The 13,469-nt window shown below is 34.0% G+C and carries 12 protein-coding genes; 8 read left to right on the forward strand and 4 right to left on the reverse strand.

Annotated features, from left to right (window positions below; translation table 11 throughout):
• Positions 1–89: 89 nt before the first annotated feature.
• Positions 90–860, reverse strand: a complete 771-nt coding sequence (locus tag ACIQ0D_RS07530) for a CDP-alcohol phosphatidyltransferase family protein (RefSeq protein ID WP_395804285.1) — start codon at positions 858–860, stop codon at positions 90–92.
• Positions 861–1,087: 227 nt separating this feature from the next.
• Between ACIQ0D_RS07530 and folE the strand changes: the two genes are divergently transcribed.
• Genes folE through ACIQ0D_RS07550 form a run of 4 tightly spaced genes read left to right on the forward strand, consistent with a single transcriptional unit; the run spans position 1,088 to position 4,374 of the window.
• Complete coding sequence (folE, locus tag ACIQ0D_RS07535) at positions 1,088–1,774, forward strand: GTP cyclohydrolase I FolE (RefSeq protein ID WP_395804287.1); 687 nt, start codon at positions 1,088–1,090, stop codon at positions 1,772–1,774.
• Positions 1,774–2,490, forward strand: coding sequence for an SDR family NAD(P)-dependent oxidoreductase (locus ACIQ0D_RS07540; RefSeq protein ID WP_395804289.1), 717 nt, complete (start codon positions 1,774–1,776; stop codon positions 2,488–2,490). Before folE ends, ACIQ0D_RS07540 begins: the two co-directional genes overlap by 1 nt.
• 32 nt (positions 2,491–2,522) lie before the next feature.
• Positions 2,523–3,107: a flavin reductase family protein gene (locus tag ACIQ0D_RS07545; RefSeq protein ID WP_395804291.1), complete on the forward strand. Its 585-nt coding sequence runs from the start codon at positions 2,523–2,525 to the stop codon at positions 3,105–3,107.
• A gap of 22 nt (positions 3,108–3,129) precedes the next feature.
• Positions 3,130–4,374, forward strand: a complete 1,245-nt coding sequence (locus ACIQ0D_RS07550; RefSeq protein ID WP_395804293.1) for an FAD-dependent oxidoreductase — start codon at positions 3,130–3,132, stop codon at positions 4,372–4,374.
• A gap of 93 nt (positions 4,375–4,467) precedes the next feature.
• On the opposite strand, the gene ACIQ0D_RS07555 is transcribed toward ACIQ0D_RS07550, so the two are convergent.
• Entirely contained in the window at positions 4,468–6,060 is a 1,593-nt protein-coding gene (locus tag ACIQ0D_RS07555) for a DUF1501 domain-containing protein (protein WP_395804295.1), read from the reverse strand.
• The gene (locus ACIQ0D_RS07560) at positions 6,057–7,682 is read right to left on the reverse strand and encodes a DUF1800 family protein (RefSeq protein ID WP_395804297.1); all 1,626 of its coding nucleotides are present in this window, start codon (positions 7,680–7,682) and stop codon (positions 6,057–6,059) included. Before ACIQ0D_RS07560 ends, ACIQ0D_RS07555 begins: the two co-directional genes overlap by 4 nt.
• Positions 7,683–7,906: 224 nt before the next feature.
• Between ACIQ0D_RS07560 and ACIQ0D_RS07565 the strand changes: the two genes are divergently transcribed.
• Together ACIQ0D_RS07565 and ACIQ0D_RS07570 are read left to right on the forward strand one after the other, a co-directional pair.
• On the forward strand, positions 7,907–9,409 hold the full coding sequence (locus ACIQ0D_RS07565) for a PQQ-dependent sugar dehydrogenase (RefSeq protein ID WP_395804299.1): 1,503 nt from the start codon (positions 7,907–7,909) through the stop codon (positions 9,407–9,409).
• A 121-nt stretch (positions 9,410–9,530) separates the two neighbouring features.
• A complete protein-coding gene (locus ACIQ0D_RS07570; RefSeq protein WP_395804301.1) occupies positions 9,531–10,742 on the forward strand; it encodes a thioredoxin family protein in 1,212 nt (403 codons plus the stop codon).
• 37 nt (positions 10,743–10,779) lie between these two features.
• Here ACIQ0D_RS07570 and ACIQ0D_RS07575 read toward each other — a convergent pair whose 3' ends face one another.
• Positions 10,780–11,577, reverse strand: coding sequence for an endonuclease/exonuclease/phosphatase family protein (locus ACIQ0D_RS07575; protein WP_395804303.1), 798 nt, complete (start codon positions 11,575–11,577; stop codon positions 10,780–10,782).
• Positions 11,578–11,653: 76 nt separating this feature from the next.
• Between ACIQ0D_RS07575 and ACIQ0D_RS07580 the strand changes: the two genes are divergently transcribed.
• On the forward strand, positions 11,654–13,003 hold the full coding sequence (locus tag ACIQ0D_RS07580; protein ID WP_395804305.1) for a DUF1080 domain-containing protein: 1,350 nt from the start codon (positions 11,654–11,656) through the stop codon (positions 13,001–13,003).
• 231 nt (positions 13,004–13,234) lie between these two features.
• Positions 13,235–13,469: hypothetical protein (locus tag ACIQ0D_RS07585; RefSeq protein WP_395804307.1), on the forward strand; the 235-nt coding region annotated here is incomplete at its 3' end.

The following is a 13,469-nucleotide window of genomic DNA, read 5'->3' on the forward strand; positions in this document are numbered from 1 at the left end:
AAAGTGATGCTTTTTTCATAAAAAAAAATTCTTAAGATTGAATTATTAAATATAGTAATTCAGGAATTAGTAGCTGAAAAATATTGAAATTAACGTAGGAATATCCTTCTAATCCCAATTAAAACAATGATAAAAACACTAAAGAGTATAAAAAATGGAACGATATACTCAATTAAATTCAAGGGAAGCATGATTGCGATAATGAGTAGTTGAAATCCCAATCCGTAAATGGATAGCAATGTCATAAACCAAGACGGGAAACTCTTAACTTTAAAGGCTTCAGGATCTAAAACATGAATTATCTTATCAAAAAAACCATAAACTAGGTAATAAATGGCGAATAGGGTATTTACAGAACTTTGTTTTTCACCGGGTAATGCTCGCGGTGCTTTATATTCAAATATTTTACTGGTTGTATCGCCACCTTCTGATAGGTTTCTTAAAATAACATAGTAATAATTATATAGTGTGCCTTGTAATTGAACGGCAAAAAATGCTATGTATGCATAGTAAATGCTTGTTTTTGTAACAAAGGCAATCGATGTAAAAATAAAAAAATTCAAAATTATATCGAAAATGCTATCTAAATATCGTCCAGTATAGGATGGTGTTTGATTTATTCTTGCCAACTCTCCATCTGCAGCATCAATAATTGACTTTAAGATAATAAAAAAGGATGCCCACCAATACAAACCCTGAATAATGCAATATATGGCGATTAGTCCCGATAAACCAAAAAGTAGCGTGACATGAATAGGAGTAATACGGCTGTGGCTTATTGAGTTTGCGAATAATTTTCCTGGCGACCTCCCATAATCAGAGAAGTCAAGAAATTTATCGCGAGAATTTAATTTAGACATTAGAAATAGAAGGTAATGCTTTTGACAATATAGTCTAGACTACAAAGGTATGATTGTTTATTGTATTGCCATTAATAAATGCTATTTCTTATTAGATTTTGAATAAATTCTTTGCTCTGTCAAATTGTTTTTACAATCCTACAATATGACACAATATCGACCTAAGCAAGAGTTGAAATCAAAACATTACCTTTATTTTTGAGCTCATTTAATACGAAAACCTACCAATGGATAAAAACAATACGCTACGAGGTCTAATCGGTGCCGAAGATCAACTTTTGGATCTGATTTCTGATGAGCATATTTCTACCTCATTTGATACTCCGCTGAAGCCTGATGCCTTCAAAATGGATGATGAAACCAAAATTCAACTAATCAGTAAGCATTTCACTCAAATCATGGACATTTTAGGTCTTGATTTGACCGATGATAGCCTGAAGGATACTCCCAAAAGGGTAGCTAAAATGTATGTTAAAGAGATCTTTAGTGGTTTAAACCCTGATCTAAAACCGTTGCCAACTTTATTTGAAAATCAGTACAAATACAATCAAATGCTGGTTGAACGTAATATTTCTGTGTACAGTAATTGTGAGCATCATTTTGTTCCAATTACAGGTAAAGCGCATGTGGCCTATATCAGCAATGGAAAGGTTATCGGACTCTCAAAGCTGAATCGAATTGTTCAATATTATTCTCAAAGACCTCAGGTTCAGGAAAGGTTGACCATTCAAATAGCGAATGAGATGAAGGAAGCATTAGGGACTGAAGATGTGGCAGTTATAATTGATGCTCATCATCATTGTGTATCTTCAAGAGGTGTTCGCGATATGAATAGTTCAACAGTAACAGCTGAATATTGCGGTAAATTTTTATTGCCTGACACAAGGAATGAATTTTTAAAACATATTGGATAATGAAATTTCAAGGTAAAAACATCTTAGTTGTTGGGGGTAGTTCGGGCGTGGGACTCGCTTTAGTGAAGTCGCTAAGCGCTCAAGGCGCACAAGTTTACTCTGCTAGCAGAAATACTTCTTCGGAATGGCCAGCAGGTATAATTCATATTCCTTTTGACGTTTTGTCCGAAAGTGCATCTATTGCTGAAAGTTTACCCGATCAATTACATGGCTTAGTCTATTCTGTTGGAAGCATCACTTTAAAGCCATTTAGTAGATTAACAGAAGATGATTTTATTACAGAATACCGTTTAAATGTAGTTGGTGCAGCAAAAGTTATTCAACAGGCTTATCGCTCTTTGAGAGGAGCAAAGCCTTCATCTATCGTATTAATTAGTTCCGTAGCTGCTCGTACGGGTATGAGTTATCATGCAAGTATAGCTTCAGCAAAAAGTGGGGTAGAGGGCTTGGCAATTTCTTTGGCAGCAGAATTTGCATCTCAGGAAATTAGAGTGAATGTAGTTGCTCCATCACTAACAGATACCCCATTAGCTGCAAGTCTTTTAAGTACGCCTGATAAACGTGATGCATCCGCAAAGCGCCATCCATTGGGCAGAATTGGCACGCCTGAGGATATTTCTTCTGCAATTTCATTCTTATTGTCGGATGAAAGTTCATGGATTAGCGGACAAGTGCTCGGGGTAGATGGCGGAATGAGTACTTTAAAAACTCTTTAATCATGCATATAAATCGAGATCAAATCTCCTCCATGGAGAAACGTTTTCGTACGACTTTTATAAATAGTCTGCCAGGTTATAAATGTCTTCAAATGCTTGCAACTGTGAGTGAGGTAGGAGTAACTAATTTGGCTTTATTTAATTCTATTTTTCATTTAGGGGCTAATCCAGCCTTGTTAGGGATGATTTTCAGGCCTGATGGAGATGATCATGATTCATTAGAGAATATTAAAAAAACAGGTCAATATACCTTAAATAATGTTCTGCCCGAATGGTTTGATCGTGCTCATCAAACAAGCGCAAGGTTTCCTTCAGGATATTCCGAATTTGAGCCTTGTGGTTTCAAAGAATCTTATGTGGATGGATTTAAAGCTCCATTTGTAGCAGAATCAAGCATAAAAATAGGTTTAGAGATGAGAGATTTAATCGATATTTCTATTAACAATACCAAAATGCTTATTGGGGAAATTGTTCATGTTTCCATGGATGATAGTATTTTAGAAAGTGATGGCTATGTAGATCATTTAAAAGCAGGAACTGTAACTGTTGCCGGATTGGATAGTTATTTTACCACTTCGCATTTAGCAAGGTTAGCTTACGCAAAGTTTTCTCAATAACCAGGATTCAAGATTTGAAATAGTGACAAACTCTAGGACAGATGTTTTAATAATTGGGGCGGGTTTAGCCGGACTTAGTGCTGCGCGTGTGCTTAAAAGTGCTGCACGTAATTTTAAGATTCTTGAAGCTTCTGATGCAATAGGAGGTAGGCTTAAAACAGATCAACTAGATGGTTTTTTGCTAGATCGAGGTTTCCAAGTGCTTTTAACAGCATATCCTGAAGCCAAACATTTCCTTAATTATAAAGCCCTTGATTTACAGACTTTTAGTCCCGGTTCAATCATTTTGAATAATTCAGGAATTGATCAAATTGGGGATCCTTTACGTGAGATATCCTCCCTAATTCCAACATTGAAATCGCCTGTTGGAAGTTTTTTTGATAAATTAAACTTGCTTAAGCTAAGATTGAAGTTGGCAGGTACTAGCATTGATGATATCTTTAATAAACCTGAACTGTCAACTATCAGTTATTTAAAAAATGCAGGTTTTGGAGAGCAATTAATTACTAATTTTTTCACTCCATTTTTAAGCGGTATTTTTTTAGAAAATAAGCTGGAAACCTCCTCCCGAATGTTTGAATTTGTATTTAAAATGTTTAGTGAGGCAGATACAGCTATTCCTGCTAAAGGAATGAGTATGATTCCGATGCAATTAGCATCCTCATTAGCTCCTGATGAACTTATTTTAAACGAATCCGTCTTGAGTATTGACGGAAACGAGGTTTTAACGCTTTCAGGCAAGGTGTACCAAGCTAACACGATATTGATTGCAACAAGTGCCAATAATCTCCCAGAACCCTTTATAGTGTCAAATAAAGGCAAAAAATCAGTAACATGCCTATATTTCTCAGCTGATCAGGCACCATATCATCAAAAACTGATTGCTTTGAACGCAAATTCCAATAAATTTGTCAATAATATCGCAGTGATGAATAATGTTTCTAAGCATTATGCTCCTGAGGGTAAATCATTGATTTCTATTTCTATTATTGAGGATTGTAGTGCTTTTAATGATACTGAATTGGAGTTAAAGGTTAAAGAAGAACTCAAATTCTGGTATCCCGACTGTGTGGATTGGAAGCATCTCAAAACATATGTTATTCCATATGCACTGCCTGAAAATAAGCATGTTACAAATGATATAAATCCTTCAACTATCCGCTTAAATGATTCAACTTTTATTTGCGGAGATCATTTGCTCAATGGATCTATAAATGCTGCACTTAAAAGTGGAAGGCTTGCCTCTGAGTCGATTTTATCTCTTTGATAAATAATTTAAAGCACTATTTCACAACAAGTTGTTACAAAAATTTTAGAGTATGTGGAGCTTTCATCGACTAATGTTTCATATGTAATAATTTTAATCAACAAGAAGCATGGTTCTAATCTGCTGTAGGGTTTTGTTTTGAAGTCGAGCATAATATATACCAGGTGGATAGCCCTCATTTTCAAAAGTTATTTTATGCCTTCCCCCATTAATTTCACTATCTACTAAAGTTTTAATTAGCTTCCCTTCTGTATTAAATACCTGAATTAAGGTATGCCCTCCATTGCTTTCGTAGGAGATAGTTGTAGATGTTTGGAAAGGGTTTGGATAATTAGTGATAATGTTTTTCCCTGAACTTTCAACAATTAAATCTGGTTTGCTCGACATACATGGAGCTGATTTCTTAATTAGAGGCAGGTTTTGGAAGTTTTTAAGCATTACATTTTCAAGAGTTGGCTCAGGAACACAAAACCATTGTTGGAGGATAGATGCATATATCGATCTGAAGTCATACTGCATGGGTATATTATCTGAAGTTCCAGTACTTAAATTAATTATAGGACTTGTTCCAGTGATGTCGTTTTGAGCATAATGCCCAAAAACAAATAGGGGTGCCGCTGCACCATGATCTGTTCCACCGCTTGCATTAGATTTAATACGCCTTCCAAATTCAGAGAAGGTCATGCCAATTACTCTTTTACTTGAATTTAGATATTCAAGGTCATCCATAAAAGCTTTAATTCCTTCAGAAACTTTTTGCATCAGGTTTGCATGGACACCAGTTTCAGTTGCATTCGCATTAACTTGTTGAGCATGCGTATCGAAACCACCTATACTAACCATGTAAATTCTTGTTTTCAAGCCACCGGCAATTAATCGCGCTACTATTTTTAATTGATCTGCTAGTGTGTTTCCTGTGGGATAACCTGAAAATTGTTTTGTTACCCTTGCTGCCGCTGCTTTAATTACGGAGCCATATTGCTGAGTTTGTTGAGCAATTTGGCGGATATAAGTTAACTCTTTTCCACCTCTAGTATTTGGTGCGGTACCTTGTATGCCGTTGATTAGGTTATAAAAATTTACTGGGTCAGAAATAGCCATACCCATATTTACTGCCGGGCCCTGCATTGCTGGTGATACAAATGATCCAATTTGAATAGCAAGTGGGTCGGGCATTACAGTATTTGGATACCCCGTTGGGAAATCACTGAATTCTTCATGAAGATAGCGGCCAGCCCATCCTGAATTAATTGTTTGGTTCGAATCAGATGCACTTAGCCAAATATCAGTAGCTCTGAAATGTGAAAAATTGGGTTGTGGATAGCCTACCGATTGAACGATATTAAGTTTTTCTTCATTAAATAGAGTTTGTAGCCCTTTCATTGAAGGATGTAAACCTGTAAAGCTTGTACCATTCAACTTAAGTATCTTATTTTTAGGAATAATTATGTTGGAACGAGCATTACTCAAATTATCGTATTGGTCAAATGGGATAACCATATTTAAACCATCATTCCCGCCGTTAAGTTGAACTATAACAAGTACATGATCGGTCTCTGTTGGAGCCTGGGTAAGGGCCGAAACTAGCGGAGATTCTGCGAAAGCTTTAAAAGTAAAGCCATTGATAAGAGCAGGAAATAAAATTCCAGCAGGTGCTGTGTTTTTTAAAAAATCCCTTCTTTTCATGATAGCTGGTATTCAGGAAGGTTCATGAGATATTTAAACATGGCCTGTAATCTGGTTAAAACTATCGTTCTATTTGCAGCAATAGTTGTATTTGACTTGTAAGTATTCCAAGCTCCAGTCCAGTATGAATCAGTTGTTTGACCAGAAAGCAAAATACTTTTTAAAAAAACTTTAACATCTTGAGATACTTCTATAGCGTAGATTAGCGATAAACTGTCATTAATTAAAATATTAGGGTCAGAAGGATTTGGTAAGCTATCTACAAAAGAAATGATGTCAATATTTATTTTTTTACCATTTCTTGTGTATCCATTTGAAATCATTGTATCACAAAACTGGTTACGCCGAGGTAGCGTGTCTGCATTAATCCAGATTTCATGATATTGAGGTTCTTGATGATAGGCAGGCCATCCGGCAACGCTTGGAGGATCCCCAACATTTTGCTGCATATTTGAAGCTTGAGTTCGGATATAATCATGCATATAATAATGATTTATTATATCTGTAGATATTGGAAAACTTATGTTAAACTCGCGACATAAACCTACGCATAGATCAATTGGGCTTTTTATTAAACAAGCTTTATTTACTGGATCAAAAAAATGTTCACTGCTAAATAGTGCTTTTAATACAGGCTTTATCTCATAATTGCTATTTCTAAAAATAGTAGCTAATGGTGCAATTACATTGGCTTCTGTTGCATCATCTATTTCATAATAGATGAAAAATCGATAAAGTTTTCTGCAAATATAAAGTGACGTTTCGCTTTGTTGAAAGATAATATTTATCAATTCGTCAAGTTCAGATGCTCCACTCGCACCCGTTTTTCCCTTGATTATTGCATTATTATAAAACGCTGAAAATTGTTTATCTCCACTATCATGCTTGTTTGGGTCAAATGATGAACTAATAGTTGTGGAGTTAACAGTATATCCTGTAAGTACCCTAGCTGCTTGTTTGACATCATTTTCGGTATAATTTGACTTAGGTCCTTTTCCTAAAGTGAATAATTCTTGCAATTCTCTCGCATAATTTTCATCAGGTGAGGTTTTATTATTCAAATATCCATTTAAGTACCTTAGCATTCCAGGATCTATTGTAATTTCTTTTATCAGAGTTTTGAAATTGCCAAGTGCTAATTTTCTAAGTAGCATGTGATGCTTATATGAGTACCTTGGGTCATTAATGTCAACTATTTCAGTGGCAAAATGATTATGCCAAAACAAGATCATTTTTTCATGAATAGAAGTACTTTGATTTAGCATCAGACCAGTCCACCATGATTTAAGCGAAGTATTTCTACGGAAAGTATTATTCCCATCAAGCGAAGCATTCACCCAGCTTTGTCCTAATTGAACATTCGGGTCAGTATATGTTGTGTCGTTATAATTATTTACTGGTGCTTGCGGAATAGGTTCTTCGGTTAAAAGTAACTCAAGAATTTCATCTAAAGTCTTACCTTTTAATTTGGCAAGGTCTGATTGCTTAACACCAAATAAAATTCGTTTCAATAAATGGCTAATCTCCGAGTTTCCTAAAGGCGGAGAGTACGGAAATAAGCTTGTATTTGTTCGAAATGTAGAGGTTCTAATTTTAGAACTCAGAAAACTTCTTCTATCCATTAAGGATTACAATATTTTTTAAACAAAATTTAATCAATATGAAATTGTATCCTAAAATTAATGTTTTTTATTTAATTCTGGTTCTGAATTTTTATTGATTTACGCATCATCATAATATAATTTAAATTAATAACATTGTCAAATGTTTCAAAATAGCTTAAAATGTCTATTTTTAATTAACTTATTAATGATACAATAATTTTAATCGCTAAAATACCTTCTTAATGAAATATCTATTTCCCATATTCCTTATTACTTTTGCCTTTTTTTCTCTTGGGTTTTTGCCTTCAAAATTAACAAAAAGTCCTTTTAATAATCATTTTTCAGATACAACGCAAACGACTATTGTTGCCAAAAATTTAACTGTGCCTTGGGAAATAGCTTGGGGACCAGACAATAAAATATGGATTGCCGAACAAGAAGGTTTAATTAGTAGGGTAGACCCAATTAACGGAAAAAAGGATGTCCTACTTAAATTGACAGATGTTTGGCAATTAAGAACTTCAGGTTTACTTGGTATGGCACTTCATTCTGATATGAAGAAATTTCCATACATTTTTTTGAATTATACCATTGAAAAGGATAATAAGAAACAAACAAGATTGGTCCGATATACCTGGAAAAACGACACCCTCATTATGCCTAAAATTTTAATGGAAATACCTGCAGCTTTAGGGCATAATGGCTCCAGAATTACTGTTTATAAAGGTCTTGTTTACTGGGCTACAGGCGATGCTTTAAGCATGGTAGATTCGCAAAATCCACTAACACCGAATGGAAAAATCTTAAGAATGTATGTAGATGGCACAGTACCTAAAGATAATCCGATGAAGGGTAATCCGGTTTGGGCGTGGGGTTTTCGCAATATTCAGGGAATGGCCTTTTCTTCAAGTGGTCAACTTTACACTTCCGAGCATGGCGATACAAATGATGATGAAGTAAACTTAATCCTTAAAAATAGAAATTATGGATGGCCAACTGTGCAGGGTTTTGCCGAAAGTGATGCCGAAACTATATTTAAAAAATTGAATAATACGGTAGATCCATTATTGGCTTGGACTCCAACAATTGGTCCGGCGGGTCTCGACTATTATTCATCAAATAAAATTCCTGAACTAAGTAATTCATTGCTTCTGGTTTCTCTAAAGGGTAAAAGTTTAAGAGCTCTAAAACTTGATAGTGAGGGTAAAAGCATAATTGAAGAACAAGTTTATTTCGAAAATAAATTCGGTAGAATACGTGATTTATGTGTTTCTCCAGAAGGAGACATTTATTTAGCTACTAGCAATCGCGATTGGAATCCCGTGGCAGGCTTCCCAAAACTTGAAGATGATAGAATTATTAAAATTTCTGGTTTGAGCAAATCCGATCCTCAAAATCTACTTTCTTCTTTGCCTCCTGGTTCAAAGGGTGAGACTCTTTATCTTCAATATTGTGCTTCTTGTCACAAAGAAAATGGAATGGGTTTAAATGGGATATTTCCTTCTCTTCAGAATTCGCAAACGGTGGTATTAAATCCTAAAGAATTAATAAAGAAGGTTTTAATGGGTTCTAAAGGTCCGGCTCTAATAAATGGAGTAAGCTATGATGCGGCTATGCCTGCTTTTGGGTTTATGAAAGATGAAGATTTGCTAGATGTTTTGACATATATCCGTTCTATAGGTTCAAGTCATGCCACACCAATTGAACCCAAAATGATAAAGCAGGTTCGAGCTTCTATTCAATAATTAGCTTCTTTCTTAATATTTTGCTTAAGATTTAATAAATTTGCCAAATATTTGGGAGTTTTTTAGCTGGATATTAAAAATCAAATTCCTGTTACACTTTGAGCAAAACTATTTTTAACCTATGGCCATTAATATTAAATTAAAGATGAAAGCTTTTATTAAGATAAATCTAATAGTAGCATTAGTATTTTTTTCAAGTATTTCTTTTGCGCAATCAAAAGTTGATTTTATTGATGATGATTATACAAAAGCACTAGAAAAGTCTAAAGAAGTTCAAAAACAATTGATGGTAATGGTTTATGCGGATTGGTGTCCTCATTGTACTTTCATGAAAACAAAGGTTTTAAATGATCCTGCAGTAATTGAAACCTTAAACTCAAACTATGTATGCGTACAAATTAACGCAGATAAACCTGAGGCGAAAGTGATTATGGACAAATTCGGAGTATTATCATTTCCTGCATTTCTATTTATTGATGGTAATGAAAGGGTCCTTTATAATTTAGTAGGGGAAATAAACAAAGAAGATTTTTTAGTTGAATCGAAAAAATCTTTGGTTCCTAGATTGCAACTGCCTTTTCTCAAATCTCAATTTGAGAGTGATACTTTAAATGGAAATAAGTGTTTAAATTATTTAAATGGATTACGTCGCGGTATCGACAAAAATAAAACCGCTGAAATTGCCTCAAAATATATGAGTTCAGTAAAGGAAGAACAAATGGTATCTCTTTTAAACTGGAGAATATTAGCCTATGCAGTAACTGATATTAAATCAAAAGATTTGCCAACTCTTCTGAAATATAGAAAGGAATTCGCTCAAGTTATAACTGAAGCTAGACTTCAAACTAAACTGCATACAGTGGTTAATTTAACATTGAAAAATGATGTGGCAAAACTGGATAGCGCTAATTATTCAAAAAACAAGGAATTTATTCGAAATGAAATGAAGGTTAATGTTGATTCAATAGCCTTTAAATATGACATTCAACTCTATGAAAATTTAAAAGACTGGGTCAAATATAACGCAGTAGCAAAGAAAATGCTTTCTAAAATGATTTGGAATGAACCAGCTAAAATTAATGATATCGTTAAAAATTATGTGCGTCATATAAGTTCAACTGCTGATTTAAAAGTGGCTTCAACTTGGATGAATCATTCTTTGCAATTGAATAATAATTATGAAGCTAATTTTATTCAAGCTAAATTATATCAGAAGCTTAAAAATATCCCTGAGGCAATCAAATATGCTCGTGTAGCTAAGAAATATGTAGTGGAAATGAAAATTGACACGAAAGATATTGATAAACTTTATACTCAACTAGCAATTAAATAGGCTAACAAAACTTGTCATGTATTTTGTTGTTAATCTTTTACCATTTTAATATCGCTACCACGGGTAAATGATCAGAAGCATAATGCTCCTGCACTACGTAGTGTTTAACAGTTTTAAATGCATTTTTCTTTTTAAACGCGATAAAATCAATTGTTTTTTTTGGGCTTACCACAGGAAATGTTGGATCACAGCCTTGGCAAGTTCTGGTAAATTTTTGATCAAACTGTTTTATCTCGGATGATTCTTCCTCCGCATTTAAATCGCCTGCAATGATAAATGGTAGTCCCTCTTCTTCTGCTATTTGATTAATCTCCTTAATTTGCATAGCCCTGTTTTTAGGTTCTTTTTGCGCATCTAAATGGGTAGATCCAAATCTTATAAAATCCCCATTTTCTAAATGAATTTTTGCAGTTGCTAATACCCTAGGCTCCCCTCCAGTTCCTTTGATTGTTGTTAATCGATGAATCTTGCTTTCGCTGATTGGATATTTAGATAAAATACACACTCCATAATCGCCACCATCATGATCTATGGCTTTGGCAAAGAAAAAATTCATTCCGAGCTCGCGAGCAATAATTTCAGCTTGGTTTATTTTACCTGAGCGTCCTGTATTTACATCTACTTCTTGAAGTGCTATTAAATCGGGGTTTTCAGCTTTTATTGCTTTTACAATTGAATTTAGATCAATTAATTTGGGTTTACTTGGCGGATTTCCAATGTGGATATTGTAGCTCATTATTTTAAGCTGTTTTTGTCCTAAATTACTAGAATTTTGCTTGATTGTAGCACAAGAGCTTCCTGCGAGAATTAAGACTATTAAAATTAATTTTTTCATTTCTTTTTTATTGAATCTAAGATATTTTTAGAAATTTCATTACATTGAATTTGTACATTTAATAAAAATAATAATTATGAAGTCTAAATTTCTTATCTACATTCTGATTTTAATTTCTTGTAATGCATTTGCTCAATCTGAAAAGTTGGAATGGGAGTATTTGTTTAATGGAAATGATTTAAGTAATTGGAAAATTTTAGGAGGAAAGGCTACTTATTCTATTCAAAATGGTGAAATAATTGGAACAACAGTATCTAACACCCCTAATACTTTCCTCTCTACTGAAAAAGAATATGATGATTTTATTTTGGAAGTCGACTTGCTCGTTCATCCTCTTATGAATTCAGGCATTCAAATTAGAAGTTTGAGCAAAAAGGATTATCAAAATGGGCGAGTTCATGGTTATCAGGTGGAAGTTGATCCATCATCACGTGCCTGGAGTGGCGGTATTTACGATGAAGCGCGTAGGGGATGGCTTTATAATTTAGAATTACATCCTCAAGCAAAAACAGCTTTTAAGAATAACGAATGGAATAAATATCGAATAGAATGTATTGGAAATAGCATTAGAACTTGGTTGAATGGTATTCCTGTAGCACATTTAATTGACGCTCAAACACAAAAAGGATTTATTGCTTTGCAAGTTCATTCTATTCCTAATTCTGAGCCTGAAGGGCGACAAATTAGATGGAAGAACATCAGAATACAGACAAAAAACTTAAAGCCATCTCCACCAAGCTCAATTTTTGTGGTAAATACATTGCCTAATAACCTCTCTAAAGATGAAAAAAGTTTAGGCTATCGTTTATTATGGGATGGGAAGACGAATAAAGGCTGGACTCAAGTCAATAAGAATATATTTCCAGAAAAGGGCTGGAATATTCAGGATGGCATTTTAAGTGTTGAAAAGGATCAAGTCGGGCAGCCTGCTTTGGGTGGTGATATCACCACAAAAAACAAATATACTTCATTCGAATTGAAGTTTGATTTTAAATTGACTGAGGGGGCTAATAGCGGAATAAAATACTTGGTAAATGATTATAATGGTTCTTTGCTTGGCTTAGAATATCAGATTTTGGATGATGAAAAACATCCAGATGCTAAAATGGGAATCAAAGGAAATCGTACTTTGGCATCCCTGTACGATATTATTCCTGTTCAAAAAATTCCTGCTGCAATTAAAAAAATAGGTGAGTGGAATCAGGCCATGATCAGAGTTTATCCCAATAATAAAGTGGAGCATTGGTTAAATGGTTATAAGGTTCTTGAATTTGATCGTTCTTCAAAGGAATTTATGGAAATGCTAACTCAAAGTAAATTTAAAGAGCTTAAAGGTTTCGGCCTAGCTACTAATGGTAAAATATTGATTCAGGATCATGGTGATGAAGTGTCTTTTAGAAGTTTGAAAATTAGAGAACTTCAATAAAACGCATGGGTTTTATTGAAGTTCAATTTTCTTTTTCAATAATGTTGATTGCTTTTTTCTTCCTCATTATTTTCTTCTGAAAATAAAATTCTCTATAATATACGATTATTTTTATTAATTATTCAATAAATACTCTATTTAAGTATATTTTATCAATTAATATTGAATAATTGTTATAAATATTGCACTTTTGTGTATTGGCTGTATGTTAGGCCATAGAATAGAATTTAAATGAAGCTAAGCGAAAAAGAATCAATTTTTACCAATGAAGTGGTAAACAGATTTGAACTTTACAATAGTTTATTTCTGACATTACCATTCTATCAGATTAAGCATACCGGGACTTTATTACCATTTTTTACCTCCCATTGTGAGGATGGGGTAAAATCTGAACTCGGTCCTACTGATATTATTGAAAGTTTCTTCGGTCAGTATGAGCAATACGTTCATGCCGCCGATCGCTTTG

It is taken from the genome of Daejeonella sp., from assembly GCF_044342615.1.
Lineage (GTDB): Bacteria > Bacteroidota > Bacteroidia > Sphingobacteriales > Sphingobacteriaceae > Daejeonella.

What these genes read in the sequence shown, in the direction of transcription:
- ACIQ0D_RS07570 (WP_395804301.1), top strand. Translation starts at nt 9,531, where the DNA reads ATGGCCATTAATATTAAATTAAAGATGAAAGCTTTTATTAAGATAAAT.
- ACIQ0D_RS07540 (WP_395804289.1), top strand. Translation starts at nt 1,774, where the DNA reads ATGAAATTTCAAGGTAAAAACATCTTAGTTGTTGGGGGTAGTTCGGGC.
- folE (WP_395804287.1), top strand. Translation starts at nt 1,088, where the DNA reads ATGGATAAAAACAATACGCTACGAGGTCTAATCGGTGCCGAAGATCAA.
- ACIQ0D_RS07560 (WP_395804297.1), bottom strand. Translation starts at nt 7,682, where the DNA reads ATGGATAGAAGAAGTTTTCTGAGTTCTAAAATTAGAACCTCTACATTT.
- ACIQ0D_RS07545 (WP_395804291.1), top strand. Translation starts at nt 2,523, where the DNA reads ATGGAGAAACGTTTTCGTACGACTTTTATAAATAGTCTGCCAGGTTAT.
- ACIQ0D_RS07565 (WP_395804299.1), top strand. Translation starts at nt 7,907, where the DNA reads ATGAAATATCTATTTCCCATATTCCTTATTACTTTTGCCTTTTTTTCT.
- ACIQ0D_RS07555 (WP_395804295.1), bottom strand. Translation starts at nt 6,060, where the DNA reads ATGAAAAGAAGGGATTTTTTAAAAAACACAGCACCTGCTGGAATTTTA.
- ACIQ0D_RS07530 (WP_395804285.1), bottom strand. Translation starts at nt 860, where the DNA reads ATGTCTAAATTAAATTCTCGCGATAAATTTCTTGACTTCTCTGATTAT.
- ACIQ0D_RS07580 (WP_395804305.1), top strand. Translation starts at nt 11,654, where the DNA reads ATGAAGTCTAAATTTCTTATCTACATTCTGATTTTAATTTCTTGTAAT.
- ACIQ0D_RS07575 (WP_395804303.1), bottom strand. Translation starts at nt 11,577, where the DNA reads ATGAAAAAATTAATTTTAATAGTCTTAATTCTCGCAGGAAGCTCTTGT.